General features: G+C 68.0%; 20 protein-coding genes. 17 read left to right on the forward strand and 3 right to left on the reverse strand.

From position 1 onward, the window contains the following. Positions 1-73: 73 nt before the first annotated feature. Positions 74-2,803, reverse strand: coding sequence for a cation-transporting P-type ATPase (locus KUG41_RS13170; protein WP_216904740.1), 2,730 nt, complete (start codon positions 2,801-2,803; stop codon positions 74-76). 56 nt (positions 2,804-2,859) lie between these two features. Then, complete coding sequence (locus KUG41_RS13175) at positions 2,860-4,083, reverse strand: cation:proton antiporter (RefSeq protein WP_216904741.1); 1,224 nt, start codon at positions 4,081-4,083, stop codon at positions 2,860-2,862. A 339-nt stretch (positions 4,084-4,422) separates the two neighbouring features. Between KUG41_RS13175 and KUG41_RS15850 the strand changes: the two genes are divergently transcribed. Then, on the forward strand, positions 4,423-4,557 hold the full coding sequence (locus tag KUG41_RS15850) for a hypothetical protein (protein ID WP_256438952.1): 135 nt from the start codon (positions 4,423-4,425) through the stop codon (positions 4,555-4,557). A gap of 76 nt (positions 4,558-4,633) precedes the next feature. Continuing rightward, positions 4,634-6,454 carry an SLC13 family permease gene (locus KUG41_RS13180; protein WP_216904670.1) on the forward strand — a complete coding sequence of 607 codons (1,821 nt, stop codon included), beginning with the start codon at positions 4,634-4,636 and terminating at the stop codon, positions 6,452-6,454. 15 nt (positions 6,455-6,469) lie between these two features. On the opposite strand, the gene KUG41_RS13185 is transcribed toward KUG41_RS13180, so the two are convergent. Next, a complete protein-coding gene (locus KUG41_RS13185; RefSeq protein WP_216904671.1) occupies positions 6,470-7,135 on the reverse strand; it encodes a DedA family protein in 666 nt (221 codons plus the stop codon). Positions 7,136-7,170: 35 nt separating this feature from the next. On the opposite strand from KUG41_RS13185, the gene def reads away from it, so the two are divergent. From def to KUG41_RS13260, 15 genes are all read left to right on the forward strand, one after another. Beyond that, entirely contained in the window at positions 7,171-7,665 is a 495-nt protein-coding gene (gene def, locus KUG41_RS13190; protein ID WP_216904672.1) for a peptide deformylase, read from the forward strand. Further along, positions 7,580-9,232, forward strand: coding sequence for an NCS2 family permease (locus KUG41_RS13195; RefSeq protein WP_371734146.1), 1,653 nt, complete (start codon positions 7,580-7,582; stop codon positions 9,230-9,232). The genes def and KUG41_RS13195 overlap by 86 nt, the downstream gene beginning before the upstream one ends. A 53-nt stretch (positions 9,233-9,285) precedes the next feature. Beyond that, the gene (locus tag KUG41_RS13200; protein ID WP_216904674.1) at positions 9,286-10,014 is read left to right on the forward strand and encodes a VIT family protein; all 729 of its coding nucleotides are present in this window, start codon (positions 9,286-9,288) and stop codon (positions 10,012-10,014) included. A gap of 76 nt (positions 10,015-10,090) precedes the next feature. Continuing rightward, entirely contained in the window at positions 10,091-11,161 is a 1,071-nt protein-coding gene (pyrC, locus tag KUG41_RS13205; RefSeq protein WP_216904675.1) for a dihydroorotase, read from the forward strand. A gap of 392 nt (positions 11,162-11,553) precedes the next feature. Then, positions 11,554-11,892, forward strand: coding sequence for a hypothetical protein (locus tag KUG41_RS13210; protein ID WP_216904676.1), 339 nt, complete (start codon positions 11,554-11,556; stop codon positions 11,890-11,892). A gap of 137 nt (positions 11,893-12,029) precedes the next feature. Then, positions 12,030-12,998 carry a toll/interleukin-1 receptor domain-containing protein gene (locus KUG41_RS13215; protein WP_216904677.1) on the forward strand — a complete coding sequence of 323 codons (969 nt, stop codon included), beginning with the start codon at positions 12,030-12,032 and terminating at the stop codon, positions 12,996-12,998. A gap of 401 nt (positions 12,999-13,399) precedes the next feature. Beyond that, positions 13,400-13,909: an MgtC/SapB family protein gene (locus tag KUG41_RS13220; protein ID WP_254217272.1), complete on the forward strand. Its 510-nt coding sequence runs from the start codon at positions 13,400-13,402 to the stop codon at positions 13,907-13,909. Between the two features lie 107 nt (positions 13,910-14,016). Then, positions 14,017-14,472, forward strand: a complete 456-nt coding sequence (locus KUG41_RS13225; protein WP_216904678.1) for a DUF6194 family protein — start codon at positions 14,017-14,019, stop codon at positions 14,470-14,472. Positions 14,473-14,695: 223 nt separating this feature from the next. Further along, positions 14,696-14,977, forward strand: coding sequence for a type II toxin-antitoxin system PemK/MazF family toxin (locus tag KUG41_RS13230; protein ID WP_216904679.1), 282 nt, complete (start codon positions 14,696-14,698; stop codon positions 14,975-14,977). 100 nt (positions 14,978-15,077) lie between these two features. Beyond that, entirely contained in the window at positions 15,078-16,829 is a 1,752-nt protein-coding gene (locus KUG41_RS13235) for an NAD-dependent malic enzyme (RefSeq protein ID WP_216904680.1), read from the forward strand. Between the two features lie 4 nt (positions 16,830-16,833). Next, positions 16,834-18,180, forward strand: a complete 1,347-nt coding sequence (locus KUG41_RS13240; protein WP_216904681.1) for a hypothetical protein — start codon at positions 16,834-16,836, stop codon at positions 18,178-18,180. Between the two features lie 108 nt (positions 18,181-18,288). Continuing rightward, the gene (locus KUG41_RS13245; RefSeq protein ID WP_216904682.1) at positions 18,289-19,848 is read left to right on the forward strand and encodes a bifunctional orotidine-5'-phosphate decarboxylase/orotate phosphoribosyltransferase; all 1,560 of its coding nucleotides are present in this window, start codon (positions 18,289-18,291) and stop codon (positions 19,846-19,848) included. Positions 19,849-19,891: 43 nt separating this feature from the next. Beyond that, the gene (locus KUG41_RS13250; protein ID WP_216904743.1) at positions 19,892-20,113 is read left to right on the forward strand and encodes a DUF3136 domain-containing protein; all 222 of its coding nucleotides are present in this window, start codon (positions 19,892-19,894) and stop codon (positions 20,111-20,113) included. Between the two features lie 69 nt (positions 20,114-20,182). Then, positions 20,183-23,323: an efflux RND transporter permease subunit gene (locus KUG41_RS13255; RefSeq protein ID WP_216904683.1), complete on the forward strand. Its 3,141-nt coding sequence runs from the start codon at positions 20,183-20,185 to the stop codon at positions 23,321-23,323. 93 nt (positions 23,324-23,416) lie between these two features. Continuing rightward, positions 23,417-24,103, forward strand: a complete 687-nt coding sequence (locus KUG41_RS13260) for a phosphoribosyltransferase (protein WP_371734147.1) — start codon at positions 23,417-23,419, stop codon at positions 24,101-24,103. Positions 24,104-24,163: the final 60 nt, after the last annotated feature.

Here is a 24,163-nt window from a genome sequence, read left to right on the forward strand (position 1 = left end):
TATCAGTCACCGGATCCGTCCAGCCCCCACAGCGGCCGGTCGGGTCCGCCGCGCCCCTCGGGGACTGTGGAGATCAGACGTGGGCCGTGAATCGACGGCGCCAGAGCCGCCAGACCTTCTCCAGCTCCAGGTAAACAAAGAACACCAGACTGAAGCCGATGCAGATCGACAGATCAGGGAGCGACAGCGGCACGGTACCGAAGAATCGGGACAGAACAGGTATGTAAAGCAGCGACAACTGCAACAGGGTGGTGAACGCCACCGCCCCCAGCAACCAGGGGTTGGTGAAGGGTGAGACCTGAATCAGGGGTCGATCGCTGCGGGCCGCCAGGGCATGGCCCATCTGGGCCAGGCACAGGGTGGTGAAGACCATCGTCTTCCAGGGACCGCCCGTATTGGCGATGAAGACCATCATCGTGATGGTGATGGCCGCGAACACCACACCGATGCGCAGGATGTAACTGCCCACGCCCCGGGCGAAGATCGATTCCCCGGGCTCCGCCGGCGGTCGCTGCATCAGCCCAGCCTCTCCCGGCTCCAGGGCCAGGGCCAGGGCGGGCACACCGTCGGTGACCAGATTCATCCACAGAATCTGCAGAGGCGTCATCGGCACGCCCACCAGACCCAGCAGGGGAGCCGAGGCGATGGTGATCAGCTCGCCCACGTTGCTGCCGAGGATGTACTTGATGAAGCGGCGGATATTGGCGTAGACCAGCCGGCCCTGCTCCACCGCATTGACGATGGTGGCGAAGTTGTCGTCGAGCAGCACCATGTCGGAGGCCTCCTTGCTGACCTCTGTGCCGGTGATGCCCATGGCCACGCCGATGTGGGCCTGTTTCAGAGCCGGGGCGTCATTCACACCGTCACCGGTCATGGCCACCACCTGGCCCAGACCCTGGAACGCCTTGACGATGCGCAGCTTCTGCTCGGGCGGCACCCGGGCGTAGACACTGCAGCGGCTCACCATGGCGGCCAGGGCCGCGTCATCGGCCGCCTCCAGCTGCTTGCCAAGCACCACCTCGGCGCCGGCGTCCACCAGCCCGATCGAGGCGCCGATGGCGGCGGCGGTGAGGGGGTGGTCGCCGGTGATCATCACCGGCCGGATGCCGGCCTCGCGGCAGCGGCTCACGGCCAGGGCCACCTCGGGCCGGGCGGGATCCAGCTGGGCCATCAGGCCGAGCAGCACCTGGTGCTCCAGCTCGTGCTCGGGGCTGGGGTGGTGGGGGGCGCAGGCGAAGGCCAGCACCCGCAGGCCCGAAGCCGCCAGCCCCTGGGCCTGGCCCAGCCACCACTGGCGCTGGGGCTCGCTGAGGGCGGCGAGCCCGGAACCATCCAGCCAGCGGTCGCAGGTGGCCAGGATCACTTCCGGAGCCCCCTTGCTGATCATCAGGGTGGCGGAGCCGGCGGAAGCCTCGCCGAGGGGGGTCTGCAGGCTGCCGTCGCGGTCCTGCACCCACACCGCCATCAGCTGGCGCTCGGAGCTGAAAGGGATCTCCGCCAGGCGGCGGTAGCGGCTGCGCAGGGCGAAGCCATCGAGGTCCGCCTTGGCGGCCGCCACCACCAGCGCCCCCTCCGTCGGGTCGCCCAGGATCTCCCAGCGGCCGTCGGGTTCCTGCTTGAGTTCGGCATCGCTGCAGAGCACCCCCGCCTGCAGCAAAAGGTCGCGGGCGCCGGGGGCCAGGCCGGCGGTGGCCCCCTCCGGAGGCACCAGCTCGGCGGCCCGGAAGGTTCCCGTGGGCTCGTAGCCGTTGCCGCTCAGGGCCAGGGAATGGGTGCCGCTGCGCAGTTCCTGCACCACCTGGCGGTTCTGGGTCAGGGTGCCGGTCTTGTCGGTGCAGATCACCGTGACCGAGCCCAGGGCCTCCACCGCCGGCAGACGGCGGATCAGGGCATTGCGCTGCACCATCCGCTGGGTGCCGATCGCCAGGGTGACGGTGATCACGGCGGGAAGGCCCTCCGGCACGATCGCCACCGCCATCGACAGCCCCACCTCGAGCAGATCCAGCAGCCGCTGGCCCAGCAGCCAGCCCAGCAGGACCACCGCGGCCACCAGGGCCAGGGCCGAACCCACCAGCACGTTGGCCAGACCATCCAGCCGCTCCTGCAGCGGCGTGGACTCGACGCCGGCGGTGTTGATCATCTGGGCGATCTTGCCCAGCTCGGTCTGCATCCCTGTGGCGGTGACCACGGCGGTGCCGCGGCCCCGCACAACCTCGGTGCCCTGAAAAATACAGTTCTGCCGCTCGAGCACCGGGGTGGCGGCCTCCAGCACCAGATTCGCCCGCTTGGTCACCGCCTCCGCCTCACCGGTGAGGGCCGCCTCCCGCAGGCCCAGCTCCGCCACCTCCAGCAGCCGGCCATCGGCCGGCACCCGATCGCCGGCCTCCAGCCGGATCAGGTCACCGGGCACCAGCTGCTCGCTGGACAACCGCTCCCAGATGCCGTCGCGGCGCACGGTCACCAGGGGCTGGGCCATATCCCGCAGGGCCTGCAGGGCCTGCTGGGCACGGCTCTCCTGCAGGTAACCCAGCAGGGCGTTGAGCCCCACGATCAGCACGATGGCGATGGCGTCCTTGGGGAAGCGCTGGGCCGCAAAGGCCACCCCGGCCGACACCGCCGCCACCGCCAGCAGCATGATCAGCATCACGTTGCTGAACTGGTCCCAGAGGATGCGCAGGTTGCTGCGGCCGGCCTTGAGCTCCAGCCGGTTGGGGCCGAGCCGGGCCAGCCGCTCGGCGCACTGGGCGGTGCTGAGACCCTCGAGGCTCCCGTCGACGGCCTGGAGACACTCCCCGGGCGCCATCGCATGCCAGGGGGTCACGACAGCGACGGAGTCCAACGCGGCGGTTCGTTTGGGTGTCAAACCTTAGGGCCGTTCCGCATGGCTGGGATCACCCCCGCCTCCGCTGCCCGGGGCCGCAGGGGGGTCAGCCGCCGCTCCAGCAGCAGCAGACCGACCACGGTGGTGACCACCACCATCAGCACCAGGGCCGAGAACAGCGGCGGCCCGATCAGTCCCCCGTTGAGGGCACCGGTGGCGAACACCAGCCCGGGCAGGCCGCGGGGCATCAGCCCCCAGACCACCAGCCAGCGGTCCACCCCGGCGGCGCGGTCGCCGCGGCCGATGCCGAGGCCGCAGGCCAGCTTGCTGAGCAGGGCCAGGGCGATCAGGGCGGCGGCCAGGCTCCACGCCCCTGGCCGCAGCAGGCTGGCGGCGTCGATGCGCAACCCCACGCCGAGGAAGTACAGGGGCAGAAACACCTCCGAGAGCACGGTCAGCACCTGCTGCACCTGGCCTTGCACCGACCCCAGCCGCGCCATCAGCACCCCGCCCCAGAGAGCACCGAGCAGGCTGGTGAGGCCGCAGGCTTCCCCCACCCAGGCGGAGCCGATCAGGAGCAGCAGGATCGCCAGGGCTCCGCTGGGACGCTGCGGCCGGTGGCGGATCCACCAGCCCACGGCAACCCAGCTCAGCAGGGCCAGAGCCAGACCCGACAGAGGCCCGACGCTTCCGGCTCCGCCCAGGCCCAGCCCCTGGCCGGCGCTGGCGGAGGCGAGGCTGAACAGGGCGATCGCCGGCAGGTCGTCGAGCACCGAGACCCCGACCAGCACCCGTCCGGAAGGGGTGCGCAGGGCACCACGCTGGGCGAGCACCCGCAGGGTGACGCCGGTGCCGGTGGCGCTGAGGGCGGCCAGCACCAGCAGGGTGGCGGGCAGGGAGAGGCCGAAGCCGCTGCGCAGCGGCCAGAAGGCCAGCAGCGGCGTGAGGCTGCTCAGGGCCACGGTGCGCAGGATCGCCCCGCGGCGGGATCCGAGCAGATCGCCGCGCACCTCCAGGCCCACCTGGAAGAACAGGGTGAGCACCCCCAGCTCCATCAGGCCGCTGAAGGGCGCCACGGCCCTGAACGGCAGCAGCGTGTTGCCGAGCGCGAAGCCCACCAGCAGCTCCAGCACGATCGCCGGCACCGCCCAGCGGGCCAGCCGTCCGGCCGAGAGCCGGGCGATCAGGACCCCGATGAGCAGGATCAGCAGGGTGCCGAGCAGGGAAGGAATGGGGAAAGGACCCGGCGGACGACAGCTCAGCGATGCATTGTGGCCGCCCCATGGGCAGCTTCAGGTTCGATCTCCCCCTCTGCGTGGGCCGTTCGACCACAGCCGGATGTGACGGCCTGCGGCGCAGGCTGATCGGCACCCCCCTGCCCACCAGCGCTCACCAGGAGGAGCCGTACACCAACGCCGAGGCCCTGCCGATCCCGGTCCTGATCGTGGGGTGGATGCTGATCGTGGCCACCAACTACCGGCAGGCAATCAAGGCCTACCCCCTGGGGAGCGGCTCCTACCGGGTGGCCCAGCAGAATCCAGCCCGATCATGGGCCTGGTGGCGGGCGCCTCCCTCTCGATCGACATCGTCACCGCTTCTGCATGGTCGTGCTGCCGGTGCTCGTGACGCGAAACCGCTGGGAGAACCTGCTGCACAATCAGTCGACGATCCTGCTGCGGCGGGCGCAGCGGGAGATGGGCACCCAGAAGGTGACGACCGTGGGCTTCTCCCTCTGAAGACTGGCTGAATCCGGCCCCCCGGAGCAGCGGCGGAGGGAGCGAGCTGCTAAAGCCCTGGCAACCGGTCGCTTCCATGCACGCCTTCCTCACCGTCGCCAGCACCGGGCCGGGCCTGATCACGCTGGCGGTGTTCGCCGGGGCGATCGTCCTGTTCGTCACCGGCCGGCTGCCTCCTGAAGTGACAGGCCTGCTGGCGGCCGCCCTGCTCGTGACCTTCGGGGTGCTGAAGCCCGAGGAGGCGGTGAAGGGCTTCGGCAGCCCGGCCCTGATCACCCTGATCGGCCTGTTCGCCGTGGCCTCAGGCCTGTTCCGCAGCGGTGGCCTCGACCGGCTGCGGGCCCTGATCGGCTCCGACGCAGTGCGCAGCCCGAAGCGGATGATCGCCCTGATGGTGGGCGTGGTGGCGCCGATCTCGGGCTTCATTCCCAACACTCCGATTGTGGCCACCCTGCTGCCGGTGCTGGAGGGCTGGTGCCAGCGGCGGGGCATCTCCCCCTCCCGGGTGCTGCTGCCCCTGTCTTTCGCCACGATCCTGGGCGGCACCATTTCCCTGCTCGGCACCTCCACCAACCTGCTGGCCAGCGACGTGAGCCGGCAACTGGGGTATGGGTCGCTGGAGCTGTTCAGTTTCACGGCGATCGGCATCCCCGTGTGGCTGATCGGCGGCACCTACATCCTTCTGTTCTCCGACCGCCAGCTGCCGGATCGGGGCTCGGGCGACGAGGACCTGCTGATGAGCCTGGCCCGGGAGGGCTACATCACCGATGTGCTGATCCCGCCGGGGTCGGAACTGATCGGCAACTCTCTGCACGACAGCCGCCTGCAGCGGCGCTTCGACGTCGACGTGCTGGAGCTGCACCGGGGACCGGAGAGCTTCAGCGCCCCCCTGGCCGACCTGCAGCTCCAGGCCGGCGACCGGCTGTTGCTGCGCTGCAACCGGGACAACCTGCTGCGGCTGCAGCAGGAGCACACCGTCACCCTGGCCCCGGTGGGCGACCAGGAGGACGACCTGCGCGAGCTCAGCGGCGCCAGCGAGTCGCCCCAGCGGGTGGTGGAGGTGCTGCTGCCCAGCGGCTCCACCCTGGCCGGCGCCAGCGTCCGCGACCTGCGCTTCCGACAGCGCTACAACGCCACCCTGCTGGCGGTGCGGCGGGGCAACCAGGTGCTGAGGGAACTGCTGGGGCGGGTGGTGCTGCAGGCCGGCGACGTGCTGCTGCTCCAGGCCCCCCTCGATGCCATCCGGGGGATGCAGGCCAACAACGACCTGGTGCTTCTGGATGAGCTGGAGAAGGACCTGCCCACCACCGACCGCAAGCTCACCGGCATGGCCATCGCGGGGCTGATGATCCTGCTGCCGATGCTGCGGGTGTTGCCGCTGATGGCGGCGGTGCTGCTGGCGATGGTGGCGATGGTGGCCACCGGCTGCCTGCGGCCGGGGGAACTGCAGCGCTCGATCCGCTGGGACGTGATCCTGCTGCTGGGCTCCCTCTCCTGTTTCAGCGTGGCGATGCAGAAGACGGGCCTGGCGGCAGCCCTGGCCGACGACCTGCTGCAGGCCCTGAAGGGATGGCCGACCTATGCAGTGTTGCTGGTGGTGTTCGTGCTGGGGCAGGCCTTCACCGAAGCGCTCAGCAACGGCACCACGGTGGTGCTGCTGCTGCCGATCGCCACGGAACTGGCCGAGGGCCTGGGCATGCCGCCGATGGCGTTCATCTTCGCCATCACCTTCGCCGCCAGCCAGAGCTTCCTCACCCCGATCGGCTACCAGACCAACCTGATGGTGTTCGGCCCGGGGCGCTACCGCTTCCTCGACATGGCCCGCTACGGAGCGCCCCTGTCGATCAGCCTGGCCCTGACGGTGCCCTGGCTGATCTGCCGCCACTTCGGCCTCTAGGTCCGGCGAGCCCCATCAGGCAGGGGGCTCGATCTCCTCCTGCTCCAGTTGCCGCTGCTCGAAGCGGGCGATCACTTTCGGCACCACCAGAACGATCACAACCAGCACCAGGGCGCCGATCCCGAACTCGATGACGCCGCTGACCATGCGCTCAAAGGGGATCCAGCGCCCCCCCAGCCAGGCCAGGCTCACCATGGTGGCGGCCCAGAGCACGGCTCCGAGCGTGTTGAACAGCAGGAAGCGGGGGTAGGGCATGCGCACCGCTCCGGCCAGGGGACCGGCCAGCACCCGCAGCACCGCCACGAACCGACCCAGCAGCACCGACTTGCCGGCGTGACGCAGGAACCGTTCCCGCAGGGTCTCCATCTGCTCCGGGCTGCGGCCCAGCAGGCGACCGCCCCGCAGCAGCAGCCCCCAGCCGGCCCGGCGGCCCACCCAGTAGCCGAGGTTGTCGCCCAGGATCGCGCCGCCGGCCGCCGCCCCCATCACCCCCAGGAACTGGAGCTGGCCGCTGCCGGCGGCGTAGCCCCCCAGCAGGGTGACGGTCTCGCCGGGCAGGGGCACACCGGCGTTCTCCAGGAGCATGGCGCCGAACACAACCCAGTAGCCCCAGTCCTGGATCAGGCTCTGCAACGAGGCGGTGCTGAGGGTCCCGTCAAACAGGGCCAGGGGCCACGCCATCGGAGGGTTGAATGGAGCCAGACCCTATCTCCCCCATGGCCGTTCGCGAGGTCCTCAGCATCGGAGATCCCCGCCTGCGGCAGAGAAGCGCCGAGGTGGAGGATGTTGGACGTGCTGATCTGCAGGCCCTGATCACGGACCTGCGCGACACCATGGCGGCCTGCGACGGCGCCGGTCTGGCCGCCCCCCAGATCGGCGTACCCCTGCGGGTGGTGATCTTCGGCATCAGCCACAACCCCCGCTACCCGGAGGCGCCGCCCATCCCCGAAACGGTGCTGATCAACCCGGTGCTGACGCCCATGGGGGAGGAGAGGGATGACAGCACCTGGGAGGGTTGCCTGAGCGTGCCCGGCTGGCGGGCCCGGGTGCCCCGCTGGCGCCGCCTGCGCTACCAGGCCCTCGATCCCGGGGGCCAGCGGTTCGAGCGGGAGGTGGAGGGCTTCCATGCCCGGGTGGTGCAGCACGAATGCGACCACCTCGACGGCGTGCTCTTCCCCGACCGGATGCCCCGGGGGCTGCCCCGTGGCTGAACGTTCCGGGGTCTCCCCCCGCTGGTGGGTCAAGGGCGACCTGGATGGCTTCCTGGGCCTGGGGCTCGACAACCTGATCCAGATCCTGCTGATCGTGGCCCTCTGCCGGGGGGTTCTGGGCTATCCGGATGAGCTGATCTTCGCCACGATCCTGCCGGCCACCGGCGTGAGCCTGGTGGTAGGCAACATCGCCTACGCCATCCAGGCCCACCGGCTGGGGATGCGCGAGGGCCGGGACGACCGCACCGCCCTGCCCTACGGCATCAACACGGTCAGCCTGTTCGCCTACGTGTTCCTGGTGATGCTGCCGGTGAAGCTGGCGGCCACCGGCCAGGGCATGGATCCCCAGGCGGCCTCCCTGCTCTCCTGGCGCGCCGGCCTGCTGGCGTGTCTGGGGTCGGGCCTGATCGAGGCGGGGGGCGCCTTTCTGGTGGCTCCGCTGCGGCGCTGGCTGCCCCGGGCGGCCCTGCTCTCCACCCTGGCCGGCATCGCCCTGGGCTACATCGGCCTGGGCTTCCTGCTGCGCACCTATGCGGTGCCGGTGGTGGGGCTAGCTGTGCTGGCGGTGATCCTGCTGGCCTACTTCGGCCAGGCGCGGCTGCCCCTGCCCGGCGGCGTGCTGGCGGTGCTGGTGGGCATCGCCCTGGCGGCGGCCACCGGCCTGCTGAAGCTGGATGGCCCCACCTGGCAGAGCAACCTGGCCCAGGTGGGGCTGCACCTGCCGGTGCCCCGGCTCGGCGCCCTCTGGGCGGGGCGCAATGAGCTGCTGCCCTGGCTGGGGGTGACGGTGCCGATGGGGCTGTTCAACCTGCTGGGCTCGCTGCAGAACCTGGAGAGCGCCGAAGCAGCCGGCGATGCCTACCCGGTGAAGAGCTCCCTGCTGATCAACGGCATCGGCACGGTGGCCGCCGCTGTGCTGGGCTCCTGTTTTCCCACCACCATCTACATCGGCCACCCGGGCTGGAAGGGCATGGGCGCCCGCATCGGCTACTCCTGGCTGAACGGCCTGGTGATGGGCCTGGGCTGCCTGCTGGGCCTGTTCGGGGTGGTGGGCCAGCTGGTGCCGATCGAGGCGGGGATGGCGATCGTGCTTTACATCGCCCTGGTGATGGCGGCCCAGGCGTTCCAGGCCACGCCTCCGGCCCATGCCCCGGCGGTGGCCCTGGGGCTGCTGCCGGGCCTGGCGGGCTGGGGATCCCTGCTGCTGAAGGCGGGGCTGCGGGCCGGGGGCAGCGGCACCCCTGCCAACCCCTTCGGCCCCCAGCTGCTCCTGCCCCTGCAGCAGGCGGACGTGTGGGCCGCCGGCGCCTTCGCCCTCGAGCAGGGCCAGATCCTGGCGGCGATGCTTTTGGCGGCGATGCTGGTGTACGTGATCGAGCAGCGCTTCCGGGCCGCCGCCCTCTGCGCCCTGGTGGCGGCGCTCGCCTCCTGGCTGGGGCTGATCCATGCCTGGAGCTTCACCCTGGCCGACACGGTGCTGGCCCCGGGCTGGGGCAGCGGCACCCCTTGGGCCCTGGGCTACCTGGCGATGGCGGTGGTGTTCCTGCTGGGCCGCCCCTCGCGCTGAAGCCGGCTGCGGCTGGGAACATGGCGGGGTCGTTGCTTGCCACCGGAGCCGCCATGGCCAGGGACCAGGGTCAGGTGAATCAGGGCCGGCGCCGCCACCGCGAACGCCACTACAGCCACCGGGTGGGCTGGCTGCGGGCAGTCGTGCTGGGGGCAAACGACGGCACCATCTCAGTGGCCTCACTGGTGGTGGGCATCGCCGCGTCGGGCGCACCGCGCAGCACCATTCTGTTGTCGGGCATCGCCGCCACCGTGGCCGGGGCGATGTCGATGGCGGCGGGGGAGTACGTCTCGGTGCAGTCCCAGGCCGACACGGAGCGGGCCGACCTGGCCAAGGAACGGCGCGAACTGCAGACGGATCCGGTCGGCGAGCTGGCAGAACTCACCGAGATCTACCGGCAGCGGGGGCTGGATCCGGTCCTGGCGCGCCAGGTGGCCGAGCAGCTCACCCTTCGCGACGCCCTCGGCGCCCACGCCCGCGAGGAACTGGGCCTCAGCGAGACCCTGCGGGCCCGCCCGATCCAGGCCGCCCTGGCCTCCGCCGCCAGCTTCGCGGTGGGCTCGGTGGTGCCGATCACCACGATCCTGTTCAGCCCGCCGGAGCGCATCACCCTGGTCACCACCCTCAGCGCCCTGGCGGCCCTGATGCTGCTCGGCGGCCTGGCGGCCGGGGCCGGCGGCGCCTCGATCGGGCAGGGGGCGCTGCGGATGCTGTTCTGGGGCGCCCTGGCCATGGCCCTCACCGCCGCGGTGGGCCACCTGTTCGGGGTGGCGGCCGTCTGAGCCAGGCCCGGCCGTCCGGAGAGGAGACTGGCCGGGGGCTGCAGCCGGCACCGCCTCCCGTGATGGACCCCTCCCGATGAGCAGCACCGCCCCCGCCCGCCTGTGCCTGCGCCGTCCGGACGACTGGCACGTGCACCTGCGCGACGGGGCCCTGCTGCAGGCGGTCGCGCCGGCTACGGCACGGACGTTCGCACGGGCGATCGTGATGCCCAACCTCAGCCCGCCGATCACCACGGTGGCGGCGGCCGAGGCCTACGGGGCGAGGATCCGGGCCGCCCTGCCCGATGGCAGCCGCTTCACACCGCTGCTCACCGCCTACATCACCGACACGATCGCGCCGGGGGAGATTGCCCGGGGCCACCGCGAAGGGGTGTTCACCGCCTGCAAGCTCTACCCGGCCCACGCCACCACCAACGCCGCCGCCGGCGTGAGCGACCTGGGGCGCATCGGGGCGGTGCTGGAGACCATGGAGCGGATCGGCATGCCCCTGCTGATCCACGGCGAGGTGACCGACGCCGAGGTGGACATCTTCGATCGGGAAGCGGTGTTCATCGAACGCCAGCTGGCGCCGCTGCTGGCGCGGCACCCGGGGCTGAAGGTGGTGCTGGAGCACATCACCACGGCCGATGCCGTGGCGTTTGTGAGGGCAGGGGGCCCCAACCTGGCGGCCACCATCACCCCCCACCACCTGCACATCAACCGCAACGCCATGTTCCGCGGCGGCCTGCGGCCGGATTTCTATTGCCTGCCCGTCGCCAAGCGCGAACGGCACCGGCTGGCCCTGCGCCAGGCGGCCACATCAGGGGAGCCCTGCTTCTTCCTGGGCACCGACTCGGCCCCCCACCCCCGCTCGGCCAAGGAGGCCGCCTGCGGCTGCGCCGGCATCTACAACGCCCCCTTCGCCCTCGAAAGCTATGCGGAGGTGTTCGAGCAGGAGGGAGCGCTGGAGCACCTGGAGGCCTTCGCCTCGGAGCACGGCCCGCACTTCTACGGCCTGCCCCTGAACGAAGACAGCATCACCCTGGTGCGGGACTCGCACACGGTGCCGCCCCGGCTGCACGGCAACGCCGCCGGTGGGGAAGCCACCGATCTGGTGCCGTTTCATGCGGGGCAGGTATTGCAGTGGCGGGTGGGGGAGGAGGGGTGAAGGCGCCTGGCCTTCCGAGAAGTGTTGTCCAGAGCACCAGCAGCACTGACGATTGATGTCGTCGTCCCTGGAGGGATCGGCCACTCGGGCAGCACGGAAAGGCCCCGGGAATAGACGGGGCATGCAGCATGGAATAACTGCGCGGGTCGTCCCATCCCGCGGGGACTTACGCCATGCATCGCGGAAACGGTGATGCACGCAGCGTCAGAGGCTGCGAAGTGTCAAAGTGATGGCGCCAGAGGGCTCCTGGCGATCACCAGGCAGGAGAATAGCTACATGGGCGGCGCCGGCAACCTCAGCTGGCGTGCATCACGGAACCACCCATTTAGTAGTTAGCCGCATCTTTCACTCATTGGCAAACTAGAATGAAGAGATCTATTCCTGTCATAGCCTTGCTAATTGCTTCCCTTGCAGGATGCGACAAGGCGGACACCAAAACCGATAACATCACCCTACATTACTTAAATGCCAAGATCTATCCCGGCTCGGCCATTGTCTGCGAACTACGGCGAGTGTCCAACCGGGATTTCATTGGCTGCTACGGCAAAACAATGAGCGGTCGATCCAATATTCATCTATGGGAATATCAGAATGGAAAGTATCTTGCCATCAATGGAACAGCAAGGCGCGCTGCAGAGATTCACTTTGGCGGCCATAATAATTTGGCGATTCCGCCACTTCCGCTACCTAAAGAGATTGATATTGGCAGAGTATTAGATGAGTTTCAGTGACATTGCGGCTAACATCAAGATTCAGAAGCCGGGATCGAATGGTATCGTCTATACCAAACTCATGGCCCGCTTCTGATCTTGGGCGTTAGACGGGTAGTGACCATAACTGCCATAATGATCAGGACAGCCAAGGACTGATGGCACGAATCTTTATATCTCATTCGTCCGTAGACAAGGCATTTGTCAGGCGTCTTTTTGAAGACCTTCGGACATTGGGTCATTCTCCATGGCTTGATGAGTGGCAGATCAAAGTCGGAGACTGCATCATCAGCTCAATCCAGGAAGGCTTAAGCTCATCCGACTACATCATAGTTGTGCTAAGTCCGGCTGCTGTCGCATCTGGCTGGGTAGAACGCGAATGGAAGGATGCTTACTGGACCGAAGTATCAGCAGGACGCACAATCGTATTGCCAGTCTTGTTGGCTGATTGCGAGGTTCCTTCTCTTATTCGAACCAAAAGATATGCAGACTTTAGGACCAAGTACGAGCTTGGCCTCGCAACGTTATGCCAGGCTATTTTGCCTCCCCAGCTGGCAGAAGCTCAACAAGATCTTGAGTTAGAGGGATCAGCCTCGTCTTCGGTCACTAAGTTAATCTCACAAATACATGATGGAACTCAGCCATTAAGTAAATCAATTGCCGATGCGTTTGAGATTGCTAATCGGCTAAGAGATAAGCCTCTAATGGAGTTTTGTAGTAACGAGCTTGCTGGCTGGAAGAGACCCGAAGCAACATCAGACCCGCCGTCGTACCGCTCGTTTATCACCTACTTATCATTTGGCTATGTGGATCCTCAGTTGCTCAGTTTTTCATCTTCCGCTGATGCGCTATTTGGTTATATGGATGCTCATCCAAAAGAGTTTATTCAAAGGCGAACTCACTATAGCAGGCCTGTTGTGGAGTTGGAATCACAAGCTGAAGAACGGCCAGAAAATCCGAGGGCTTATGCACACTGGACACTGCCGTATAGCCAGGTTAACCCAGATGCTGATGAACCAGATCGACAAGTACATTGCTATGCACGTGCCACATGCTTTTCAGATATGCTTCAGAGAATTAAAAGTGAGCTAACGGGCCATCTGATTCGGCTGCTACCTGCGTTGTAGAGGCCTTCCGTCTAACAACAAAATTCAGAAGACGGGAGCAGGAAGTGCATTATTACTGGACAGAGCTCTACCCGCTTCTGATCTGGGGCGTTAGGCGGTCGTTTGAACAGCCATGGGTGACTGCCGATTACGACCAGAAGCTGCTGACCGGAAGAACGTCCTCGCGAATAATGTTTCTTCATGAACAGGTGGCTAACGAGCACGTGAACCACTGATACAATCTGTGTGCTGCTATCCAAAATCTATGCAGCATCATGGCGTTGAAGCTGCTGATCAGTTGCGGGCACTTTGGGTTACAGAAACTGCAGCCGACTTCGGCGTAGAGATCGGAATCGCCCATTGAGGAGTTAGCCGGGCTCTTTAAGGCACCGAATGAGGCAAAGACAAAGCAGGGAGCGACGATGGACGTGTGGCAAGTGATACGCAATACTGTGCTATCGGAATTCTCCGAGATCACGGATGTGGCTCAAATTACCCGCATCATCTTACGCTTGGTGCTTGCTGCGGCCCTTGGTGGCCTACTGGGGTACGAACGGGAGATCAAGGGCAGGGCAGCAGGATTGCGAACGCACATGCTGGTTTCTCTCGGGGCGGCGCTCTTCGTTCTCATTCCTCAACAAGTTGGAGCGTCGATTGCAGATTTGACTCGTGTGGTGCAGGGCTTGGCCGCTGGGGTGGGATTCCTTGGAGCCGGATCCATCATTATGGGAAGGCAGCAAGAAGATACAAAAGGTATGACCACGGCGGCGAGCATATGGCTAACAGCTGCAATCGGCGTAGCCTCAGGCATGGGACGGGAAGCGACGGCCATCCTGAGTACTGTCTTAGCCCTGGTGATCTTGTCCTTAATTCCCAAATTCGAACGGTTGCTTGAAAGCCGTGGAAGAAGGAGAAATTCCAAGTCGGGCTGAACAACCATGATACAGACTTGGCCATATCCGAAGAACGTAAGCCCCGTGTGGGGTTGCCAAGGTTATTTGCCACTGCGGCGCTTTGCCATTCTTGAGCGTTAGGTCGCATGGACAGTTCCGCGATCTCCAGCCACATAACCAGCAAATTTGCTGGCATTCAGCCAATTCCCGCCTGGGGAGAGGTCTCGTTCTTCTACAATCCAGGCGGCAAACTTCCTCGAGGCGTCTACTTCGCTACGCTCAAGGACAAGGACGGCAGCAATGACCGTGCGTCCGATCTCCAGCGCCCGGGGGTGTTCCGATTGAACATCGGCATCAGCAAGCCTACGTATCGCTCTCTATTCGGAGAGCAGCCAGCTAGACCGCCAGCCGGCGGTGTCGTCGATACGGGGCATGATTTCACTGCGCTGGACCAGCTTCTGCCACATCCTGTGTACGGCTGGATGTCGTGGGTTTGCGTGCTCAATCCGAGTGCTGTCACCTTCAAGACCATTGAGCCGCTTCTGGCTGAGGCCTACGATCTCGCAGTCGCCAAGTTTGCCAAACGGGCTGCGTGCGGATGAGGCCTACTCCCCGTAGAGCCGCCATGGGACCATGAATACGCGAATCCAGAAGTGGGGAAACAGCCTTGGGCTGCAGATCCCGCGCGCTTGCCGAAGAAGTCGGCATTGGCCCTGGCTCGGAGGTCCATCTGAGTGTTCTTGAGGATCTCCTGGCGGACATCACTCCTGAACATCTTCATTCAGCAGTCGATGCTGGAGAGGCCGTTGGCATAGAGAGCTTCTGATGCCAGCCAGCGATGCTCCGGATCAAGGCAACTTGGTGTGGCTTGATTTCATCCTTCAGGCAGGCCTGGCCCTTCTGTGCCCAGTGATATCACCGATCAAAGGCTATCCCTTCGAGGTCCGCCTTCCCGATGGTCTGGACGTTGGTGGCGTTGTGCTTTCTGATCAGCTCAAGAGCCTGGACTGGCGAGCAAGAAAGGCCCGGCTGATCGATCCTGCGCCTGCGGCGGTTGTCCAGCAGGTGACGGACAAACTCATCCCGTTACTGGATCCAGCCCGTTAAGACCACTCCCTGACGTCAGGACTGGACGCCTGGCCACATCCCAGGCCACCCCCCCAAACCCCATGGATGATGGGGGCGCCAGCGGATCCAGGAGCCTCCCGTGGTCGCCGACCCCCCACGCCAGCGGAGCACCGGCCTCCGGGGCGCCGCGCTGCTCAACGATCCCCTGCTGAACAAGGGCACCGCCTTCAGCCGGGCGGAGCGCCAGGCCCTGGGGCTGGAGGCCCTGCTGCCCTGGCAGGTGGAAACGATCGAGGCCCAGGTGGAGCGCTGCTGGCAGGCCTTCGGGGCCATGGGCAGCGATCTGGAGCGCTACGCCTACCTGCAGACCCTGCGGGAGCGGAACGTCACCCTCTTCCACCGCGTCCTTGCAGGCCACATCGAGGCCGTGATGCCGGTCGTCTACACCCCCACGGTGGGGCTGGCGATCCAGAGCTTCAGCCACACCTACCGCAGCCCCAGCCAGGGGATCTACCTGGCTGCCCCCCAGCAACACCAGCTCGAGGAGCTGCTCGCCCAGGCCTGCGCTGCCAGCGGCGGCGGGCCGCCCCAGCTGCTGCTGGTCACCGACGCCCAGGGCATCCTCGGCATCGGTGACCAGGGGGTGGGCGGCATCCAGATCTGCCAGGGCAAGCTGGCCGTCTACACCCTCTGCGCCGGCCTCGATCCGGCCCGGGGCCTGCCGGTGATGCTCGATGTGGGCACCGACCGGAGCGAACTCCTGGCCGACCCCTGCTACCCCGGCCTGCGCCAGCCGCGGCTGCAGGGGGAGGCCTACACCGCCTTCCTCGATCGCTTCATCGATGCCGTGGAGCGGGTCTGCCCCGGCGCCCTGGTGCACTGGGAGGACTTCGGCGCCGCCCATGCCCGCCCCGTGCTGGAGGCCTACCGCCAGCGGGTGCCCAGCTTCAACGACGACATCCAGGGCACCAGCGGCGTGGCCGCCGCCGCGATCCTGGCCGGCCTGCGGGGCCTGGGCCAGCGGCTGGTCGACCAGCGGATCGTGATCTTCGGGGCCGGCAGCGCCGGCTGCGGCATCGCCGAACGGCTCTGGCGCCTGCTGCAGCGCCAGGGGCTCAGCGCCGCCGCGGCCGCCGATCGCCTCTGGCTGATCGACCGAGACGGGCTGCTCCACAGCGGCAGCCCTGGCATGGGCGAGGGCGCCCGCCCCTTCGCAAAATCGGCTGAGGTGTTGCGCGAGCACTTCGGCACACCAACGGCCCCCAGCGGCGCAGGCTTCGGCCTCCAGGCGGTGATCGAAGCCGTGCAGCCCGGGGTGCTGATCGGCACCTCCACCGCCGCCGGGGCCTTCGACCAGGCGGTGGTGGAGGCCCTCTGCCGGGGCTGCGAGCGGCCGATCGTGCTGCCCCTCTCCAACCCCACCCGCCTGGCGGAGATCACCCCCGCCAACCTGCTGCTTTGGAGCCACGGCCGAGCCCTGGTGGCCACCGGCAGTCCCTTCGGCCCGGTGGCCAGCGCCGACCCCGAAGGCCGGCCCCGCGAACGGGTGATCGGCCAGTGCAACAACTGCTTCGTGTTCCCCGGCCTGGGCTACGGCGCCGTGGCGGTGGGGGCCACCGAGGTGAGCGAGGCCATGATCGATGCCAGCATCGAGGCCCTGGCGCGGGTGATCCCGGCCGCCGCCGACCCCGACGCCCCGCTGATGCCGCCCCTGGCCGCCGTTCAGGAGGTGTCGCGCGCCGTGGCCGAGGCGGTGGCGCTGGCGGCGGTGGCCGAGGGGCTGGCCCGGCTGGCCGCCACACCCGAGCAGGCCCTGGAGCGGCTGGAGGCCTGCCGCTGGAGCCCCGAGTACCCGGCACTGCAGGCCGCCACCCCAGCTTCAGCCGACTGACCCCATGGGCCGTCATCAGCCAACGCCAGTCCTGCGCTCCCAGCCGATCGCGGCCCGTCTGGGCTGGCTGGTGGCCGGCGCGGCCTTCCTGTACATCCTCTTTTCTCTGGTCGTCTACGCCGTTCCGTCTCTGGGCGAGTGGCAGGGGCTGGCCTTTGCTCCGATCAGGCCCCTTGGCATGCTCCAGCCCCCCTTCGCGGACCTGGCCATGCTCACCCACAGCGCCGGCTGCGAAGCCAGCCTGGGCGATCTCTACGACGGGCGGGTGAACTGCGATCCCTACGGCCGTCTGTTCACCTATCCGGCGATGGCCCTCTGGATGTTCCAGGTCCTCGGCCTCTCGGCCGCCAGCCTGGGGTGGGTGGGCGTGGCGCTCGGAACGGCAGTGGCCCTGATCACCGGAGCCTTCTTCTTCGCGCTGATTCCCTCTCCCGCCGTGGCAGGGCCTCTGCTCGCTCTGGCCTATCTGTCGCTGCCCTTCCAGCTGACCCTCGAACGGGCCAACAACGACCTGGTCGTCTACCTCCTCCTCGCCCTGCTCGCCCTGGCCCTGGCGGGCGGGCAGCGGCGCTCGGCAGCCGCTGCGGCCGCTCTGGGCTTTCTGGCGGTGGCCACAAAGGTGCTGCCCCTCTTCGGTATCGCCGCCACCCACCTGGTGCATCCGGGCGGTGGACCGATGGGGCTGTTGCGCCCGGGCAGAACGCTATGGGCCCTGCTGGGCGCCCTCGCCGGCCTGGGGCTGGTGCTCCCCTGGATCGGCCCGATCCTTCGCAATTCCCCCGGCCCCCCCGGCAACCTTCTCAGCCATGGTCTGATGGCTCACCAGGTCTGCTACGACCTGATGACCAGCCTGAACCTGAGCGGCACCCAGTCCCGGCTGCTGGCCTACGGCTGCCTGGGAACGAAGCTCCTCCTCCTGCTGACGGGCATCGTCGCGGCCGCCCGGCTGGGCCTGCCGCGAAGCCTGCGGGCCTTCATCGCCTCGGTGGCCAGCCCGGACCATTCACGGCTGATCGCCGTCACTGTCTGCCTGTTCACGGGCACCTGGGTGGGCACCTACCTGTTCACCCGCTCCTACGACTACACATTCATCTTCCTGCTGCCTGTCCTCGGGCTCACCGGTGCCCTGCTCTCCAGCGAACCCAGGGGCCCGAGCCGGCGCGGCTGGATCGCCCTGGTGCTGGCGCCGATGCTGGCCATCTGGTTCCTCCCTTACCTGGCCATCAGTTTCAACCTGCCCCTGGACGTCCCTCTGGAACTGGTCAGGAATGTCCTGCTGACCCCGCTGCTCGCCGGCGCCCTGCTGGTCAGCCTCAGCGGTTGCCGACCCTTCCGGCGGATCAGCGTCTGACCCTCCGCGATCGCCATCAGGAGCCACCGGCATCAATAAGAGCTGTGTCACCGGCTCGCGCCGGCGCCGGCCCTCGGCCTAGCACCTTGGGCAACCACCCTCCGCGCGATGGGCTTCTTCGTCCGGCTCACCGACGCCATCGCCGCCCGTCAGTCTCTGCTGGTCACCGGTCTCGACCCCAACCCGGAGATGCTGCAGGTCTGGGCGCACCGCCGCGGCATGGGGGGGCGGTCGTTCCTTTCCCAGGCGCGCCACTGGATCAAGGCGGTGGTGGAGGCCACCGCCGACCATGTCTGCGCCTACAAGCCCAGCCTGGGCTTCTACCAGGCCCTGGGTCCGGTCGGACTCGACCTGCTGCGGGAAGTGCGGGAGCTGGTGCCCCTGGAGATTCCCCTGATCATCGACGCCAAGCACGGGGACCTGAACAGTTCCTCGGCCCTGGCCCACTACCTGTTCCGCGAACTCGGCGCCGACGGCGTCACCCTCTCGCCCCTGGCCGGCCAGGACATCGCCGCCCCCTTCCTGCTCTATCCGGAGAAGGCGGTGGTGATCACCTGCCACAGCTCCAATGCGGCCGCCAGGGTGCTCCAGCACCACCCCGACGAGAACGACCCCCTCTACCTCAGGATTGTGCGCGAGTGCCAGCTGTGGGCCACCCCCGACCAGCTGCTGCTGGAGGTGGGCACCAGCGACCCGGCGATCCTGGCCCGGGTGCGCCAGGAGGCCCCCGAACGCTTCCTGATCCTGCGCAGCCTCTGGGGCGAGGAGGACCGGCTCGATGCCCTGCTGGAGGCCGGCCTGAGCCCGGCAGCCGACGGCCTGCTGATGCCCCTGCCCCAGAACCTGCTGGTGGAGGACGACATCGCCACCCGCGCGGCCGCGCTGAAGCAGCGCATCAGCGAGCGGCGCGACCGCTGGCTGGAGCTGCGCGCCCGCGACCACAGCGATGTCTGCAGTCTCTGGCTGCCCCAGCGCCGGCTCGACAGTTCGGCTCCTTCCGGCAGCGATCCGGCCGGCGATGGGGTGTCGGATCCGATGGACGAGCTGATCCTCGACCTGTTCGACATCGGCTGCCTGCTGTTCGGCGATTACGTGCAGGCCTCCGGGGCCGTCTTCAACTACTACGTGGATCTGCGCCAGATCATCTCCGATCCCAACCTGTTCCACCGGGTGCTGCATGCCTACGCCGGCCAGCTGGGGGAGCTGGTCTTTGATCGCATCGCCGGCATCCCCTACGGTTCCCTGCCCACCGCCACCGGGCTGTCGCTGCAGCTGCACAAGCCGCTGCTCTATCCCCGCAAGGAGGTGAAGGCCCACGGGGCACGGCGCCTGATCGAAGGCGACTTCGAGGAAGGCGACCGGGTGGTGGTGGTCGACGACATCCTGATCACAGGCGGCAGCGTGCTGGAGGGCATCGCCAAGCTGGAGAGCTCGGGCCTGGAGGTGGAGGACGTGGTGGTCTTCATCGACCACGGCGGCAAGGCCGACAGCAGCGCCTGCCAACGGCTCGCCCGCGGCGGCTACCGCTGCCACGCCGTGCTCGACATCGAGCGGATCACGGCGGTGCTGCACGCTGCGGGCCGACTCAGCGACGCCCAGGCCGCCACCCTCGGCCATGTGCCGCTGCAGCGGGAAGCCGGCGTCCGGGACCTGCTGGCCAGCTCGTAGAGTGGCATGGCGCCCCTGCAGTACCCGGGTGCCCCCTTCCGCCATGCCCCAGGTCCAGGGTCAGCCCCCCACGATCGGCGAGCTTGAGGCGAAATATTCTCTGTACTGCAAGGCGATGCGGCTCCTGCTCAAGGAAGGCCGAACCATGGAGGAGATCCAGCGCACGGTCTGCTGGAGCCGGCTGGAGCAATTGCACATCTGCCTGCCCAGCCGGTATAAGTCGCCGGACTACCTCTACGCCGTGCTGAAGCGCGACCTGCGCTGATCCGCAGCACCGGTTCGAACCTGCCAGGATCAGCGCGCGCATCTGGTCGGTGGTCAGCCGGGCGATTCCTTGAAGTCGATCTCCGACCCCTTCCTGCGCCGGCCGGTGCTGACCCTGGTGCTCAGCCTGCTGGTGCTGCTGGCCGGTCTGATCAGCCTCCCCGGCCTCAAGATCGAGAACCTGCCGCCGATCGCCCCGGGACGGGTCACGGTCAGCGCCAACTACCCGGGGGCCAGCCCCGAAGTGGTCGAACAGGGGGTCACCACCCTGCTGGAGAAGCAGTTCAACGGCCTGGAGCGCCTGGATTCGATCCGCTCCACCAGTTCCGCCAACGGCAGCAGCATCTCGCTCAGCTTCGAGGGGGGCAACCCCGAGCTCAACCAGATCAACACCCAGAACGAGGCGGCGGTGGTGAGCAACCAGCTGCCGGCCCAGGTGGCCCGGTTCGGCGTCCAGGTGCGGCGCACCTCCGACGACCTGCTGATGGTGCTGAGCTTCAGTGCCAACCGGGATCGCTACGACGCCACCTTCCTGAGCGGCTGGGTGGATCAGGTGATGCGCGACCGGCTGCAGCGGGTGCCCGGCGTGGGAGAGGTGCGCCTGTTCGGCGGCAGTTCCCTGGCCTTCCGGCTCTGGCTCGATCCGGTGCGTCTGGAACGGCGGAACCTCACCATCAGCGAGGTGCGTGACGCCCTCGAGGAGCAGAACGTGCTGGCCGCCCTGGGCCAGGCCGGGGTGGCACCCTCCCCTGACGATCAGCTGGTCACCCTGCCCCTGCGGATGGAGGGGCGTCTGCGCACCCCCCGGGAGTTCGAGGATCTGGTGGTCGACCGCAGCGCCAACGGCGGTGTCACCCTGCTCCGGGACGTGGGCCGGGTGAGCCTGGGCAGCGAGAACTACGAATCGATCGCCACCGACCTGAACGGCAAGACCGCCGTGGCCGTGGGCATCTTCCAGCGCGACGGCAGCAATGCCCTGGAGGTCAGCCAGGGCATCAACGACGCCCTCGACGAACTCGGGCCCCGGTTCCCACCGGGAGTCGATCTGCAGGTGATCGTCGACGAGGCCGCCACGATCCGCACCAGCATCGACCGCACGACGGCCAGCCTGCGGGATGCGGTGCTGCTGGTGTTTCTGGTGCTCCTGCTGGGGCTGGGCAACAGCCGGCTGGCCCTGATCAGCGCCGCGGCGGTGCCGGTGGCCCTGATCGGTTCCCTCACCGTGCTGCGGCTCAGCGGCGACTCGATCAACACCCTGACCCTCTTCGGCATGGTGCTGGCCAGTGGTCTGGTGGTGGATGACGCCATCGTGGTGAGTGAGGACATCGGCCGACGCCTCGAAAACGGCCGTCCTCCCCTCCAGGCCGCCCGTGAAGCCATGGCGGAACTGGGGGGAGCCGTGATCGCCACCTCCCTGGTGCTGGTGGTGGTGTTCCTGCCGGTCCTCACCCTCCAGGGCAGCCTGGGCCGCCTCTATGCGCCGATCGCCCTGACCATCGGCGGCACCATCATCTTCTCCACCTTCAACGCCCTCACCTTCACGCCGGTGGCCGCCAGCCGGCTGCTGCACGGGGAGCGCCGGGAGCCGGCCTGGCTGCTGCGCTGGATCGATCCCCCCCGCCGGGCCCTCGAGAGACTGGAAGGTCCCTACGACCGGCTGCTCACCCGCGTGCTCGCCTGGCGCCGTCGGGTGGTGGTGGTGCTGCTGATCGGCCTGCTGCTCACCGGCCTGGCCTTCCAGCAGCGCCCCAAGGCCTTCATCCCCCAGGAGGACGGCGGCCAGCTGCGGGGGGTGGTGCTGCTCAAGGACGGCATCGCCCTGCCCCGCACCCAGCAGGTGATGGAGGAGGTGCGGGCGGTGGTGGCCGAGGAACCCCTGATGCGCTTCGGCAACTTCTACGCCGGTCGCTCCTTCGGCGACAGCTCCCCCAACAAGGGGATCTTCTTCCTGCGGCTGAAGCCCATCGAGCAGCGCAGCGGTCCCGACCAGAGCGCCGCCGCGGTGGCCGAACGGCTCAACCGCAGCTTCCGTCAGCGGATCAACGACGCCACCGTGATCGTCAGCGAATCCCCCACGGTGCGGGGCTTCAGCAGCGAAAGCGGCCTGGAGCTCGACCTGCTCGACACCAGCGGCGGCCGCCTCAGCCTGGGGGAATTCCAGCAGGAAGCCGACGACTTCATCTCCGCCGCCCGCGACACCGGCGCCTTCGATCAGGTGGGCACCCGCTTCAGCGCCGACGCGCCCCTGCTGCGCCTGATCCCGGACCGGCTGCGCATGGCCTCCCTCGGCGTCGACCTCGACGAGCTGGTGAGCGTGCTGGGCGCCAGCTTCGGCAGCGACTACGTCAACGACAGCTTCGAAGGGGACCAGGTGCGCAAGGTGATCGTGCAGCTGGATGGCGGCTCCCGCCGGGATGCCGCCGATGTGCTGGCCCTGCAGGTTCGCGACCGGAACGACCAGCTGATTCCCCTCGCCCAGCTGGTGCAGCTGGAGGAGGCGACAGGACCCACCACCATCAATCACACCCGTCTGGTGCGATCGATCAGCATCCGGGCCCAGCCCGCAGCGGGTATCAGCAGCGGCCAGGCCATCGCCCTGCTGGAGCAGCTGCAGCGCGACCGGGAGACCACCGCCACGGAACTCGAATGGGCCGGCCTGGCCCGGGAGGAGGCCCGGGCGGGCGGCGGCAACCTGCGGGTGTTCGCCCTGGCCGTGGTGGTGATGTTCCTGGTGCTCGCCGGCCTCTACGAGAACTTCGCCGATCCCTTCATCATCCTGATGACCGTGCCCATGGGTGTGCTCGGCGGCGTGCTCGGGCTGGCGCTCCGGGGTCTGCCCCTGGATGTCTACGGCCAGATGGGCCTGCTGGTGCTGGTGAGCCTGGCGGCCAAGAACGCGATCCTGATCGTCGAATTCGCCAACCAGCGCCTCGACGAAGGCATTCCCCTCGACGAGGCCGTACACGGCGCGGCCGTCGCCCGTCTGCGGCCCATCCTGCTCACGGCCTTCTCCTCCCTGGCGGGCTTCGTGCCCCTGGTCTTCGCCAGTGGGGCCGGGGCCGCCAGCCGCACCAGCATCGGCACGGTGGTGTTCTTCGGCCTGCTGGTGGCCACGGGCCTCACCGTGTTCCTGGTTCCCTCTCTCTACCGGATCGTCAAGGGATGGGAGCTGAGCCTGGGGGCCGGCCGGCATCAGGGCCAGGAGGCCTGACGCGGCGGATCCGACGCAGACCCGGTCCATGGGTTCCGGCAGCGGCCGTTTCCCCTGGAAAATGGACCAGGCACCTCTTGCAGGACGCCGATCGTGACCACTTCCCGCCGCTGGCCCGACCGCTGGAGCGCCGGCCAGGCCCTGGCCCTTCGGCTGCTGGACTGGCAGGGAAGGGGTGCGGACGCCACCCTGGTGGCCCTGCCCCGGGGAGGAGTGCCCGTGGCGGCGGCCATCGCCGAACGGCTGCATCTGCCGCTGGTCACCTGGGCCGTGCGCAAGCTCGCCCATCCCTGGGCGCCGGAGGTGGCCATCGGTGCCGTCGCCCCGGGCGGCGTGGTGCTGTGGGCCCACGACCGGCTCGACTCCCAGCACAGGGCCGATCCCAGCCTGCGGGAGGAGCTGGCGCGGGAACAGCGGCTGGAACTGGAGCGCCGCCGGCGGCGTTTCGGCGATCCGTCCCCCGAAACCCTGAAGGGGCGCCATCTGATCGTGGTCGATGACGGCATCGCCACCGGCATGACCACCCGGGCCGCCCTCCGCTCCCTGAGTCTGACGGCGCCGGCCTCCCTCACCCTGGCGGTGCCGGTGGCCGAACACAGCCTGCTGCCCGCGCTCGCACGGTTGGTGGAGCGGCTCGAGGTGCTGCGGGCCGTGCTGCAGCTGCGCTCGGTCGGTGAGTGGTATGAACGATTCGACCAGATCAGCGACGAGGCGGTGCTGCGGCTGCTGGACGAGGCGCGCCGCCGGGCCGTCCTGCCCGGCACCGGGGATCGGGGCTAGGAGTTTGTTGCCGATAGAGCAGCAGCCCTTCTGACGCGGCGCATGCCGCTGCTCAGCTTG

This window comes from Synechococcus sp. CCY 9618 (assembly GCF_019038415.1).
Lineage (GTDB): Bacteria > Cyanobacteriota > Cyanobacteriia > PCC-6307 > Cyanobiaceae > Cyanobium.

What these genes read in the sequence shown, in the direction of transcription:
- KUG41_RS13215 (WP_216904677.1), top strand. Translation starts at nt 12,030, where the DNA reads ATGGCACGAATCTTTATATCTCATTCGTCCGTAGACAAGGCATTTGTC.
- KUG41_RS13230 (WP_216904679.1), top strand. Translation starts at nt 14,696, where the DNA reads ATGCCAGCCAGCGATGCTCCGGATCAAGGCAACTTGGTGTGGCTTGAT.
- KUG41_RS13200 (WP_216904674.1), top strand. Translation starts at nt 9,286, where the DNA reads ATGGCCAGGGACCAGGGTCAGGTGAATCAGGGCCGGCGCCGCCACCGC.
- KUG41_RS13220 (WP_254217272.1), top strand. Translation starts at nt 13,400, where the DNA reads ATGGACGTGTGGCAAGTGATACGCAATACTGTGCTATCGGAATTCTCC.
- pyrC (WP_216904675.1), top strand. Translation starts at nt 10,091, where the DNA reads ATGAGCAGCACCGCCCCCGCCCGCCTGTGCCTGCGCCGTCCGGACGAC.
- KUG41_RS13195 (WP_371734146.1), top strand. Translation starts at nt 7,580, where the DNA reads ATGCCCGGGTGGTGCAGCACGAATGCGACCACCTCGACGGCGTGCTCT.
- KUG41_RS13245 (WP_216904682.1), top strand. Translation starts at nt 18,289, where the DNA reads ATGGGCTTCTTCGTCCGGCTCACCGACGCCATCGCCGCCCGTCAGTCT.
- KUG41_RS13180 (WP_216904670.1), top strand. Translation starts at nt 4,634, where the DNA reads ATGCACGCCTTCCTCACCGTCGCCAGCACCGGGCCGGGCCTGATCACG.
- KUG41_RS13185 (WP_216904671.1), bottom strand. Translation starts at nt 7,135, where the DNA reads ATGGCGTGGCCCCTGGCCCTGTTTGACGGGACCCTCAGCACCGCCTCG.
- KUG41_RS13225 (WP_216904678.1), top strand. Translation starts at nt 14,017, where the DNA reads ATGGACAGTTCCGCGATCTCCAGCCACATAACCAGCAAATTTGCTGGC.
- KUG41_RS15850 (WP_256438952.1), top strand. Translation starts at nt 4,423, where the DNA reads ATGGTCGTGCTGCCGGTGCTCGTGACGCGAAACCGCTGGGAGAACCTG.
- KUG41_RS13240 (WP_216904681.1), top strand. Translation starts at nt 16,834, where the DNA reads ATGGGCCGTCATCAGCCAACGCCAGTCCTGCGCTCCCAGCCGATCGCG.
- KUG41_RS13170 (WP_216904740.1), bottom strand. Translation starts at nt 2,803, where the DNA reads ATGGCGCCCGGGGAGTGTCTCCAGGCCGTCGACGGGAGCCTCGAGGGT.
- KUG41_RS13250 (WP_216904743.1), top strand. Translation starts at nt 19,892, where the DNA reads ATGCCCCAGGTCCAGGGTCAGCCCCCCACGATCGGCGAGCTTGAGGCG.
- def (WP_216904672.1), top strand. Translation starts at nt 7,171, where the DNA reads ATGGCCGTTCGCGAGGTCCTCAGCATCGGAGATCCCCGCCTGCGGCAG.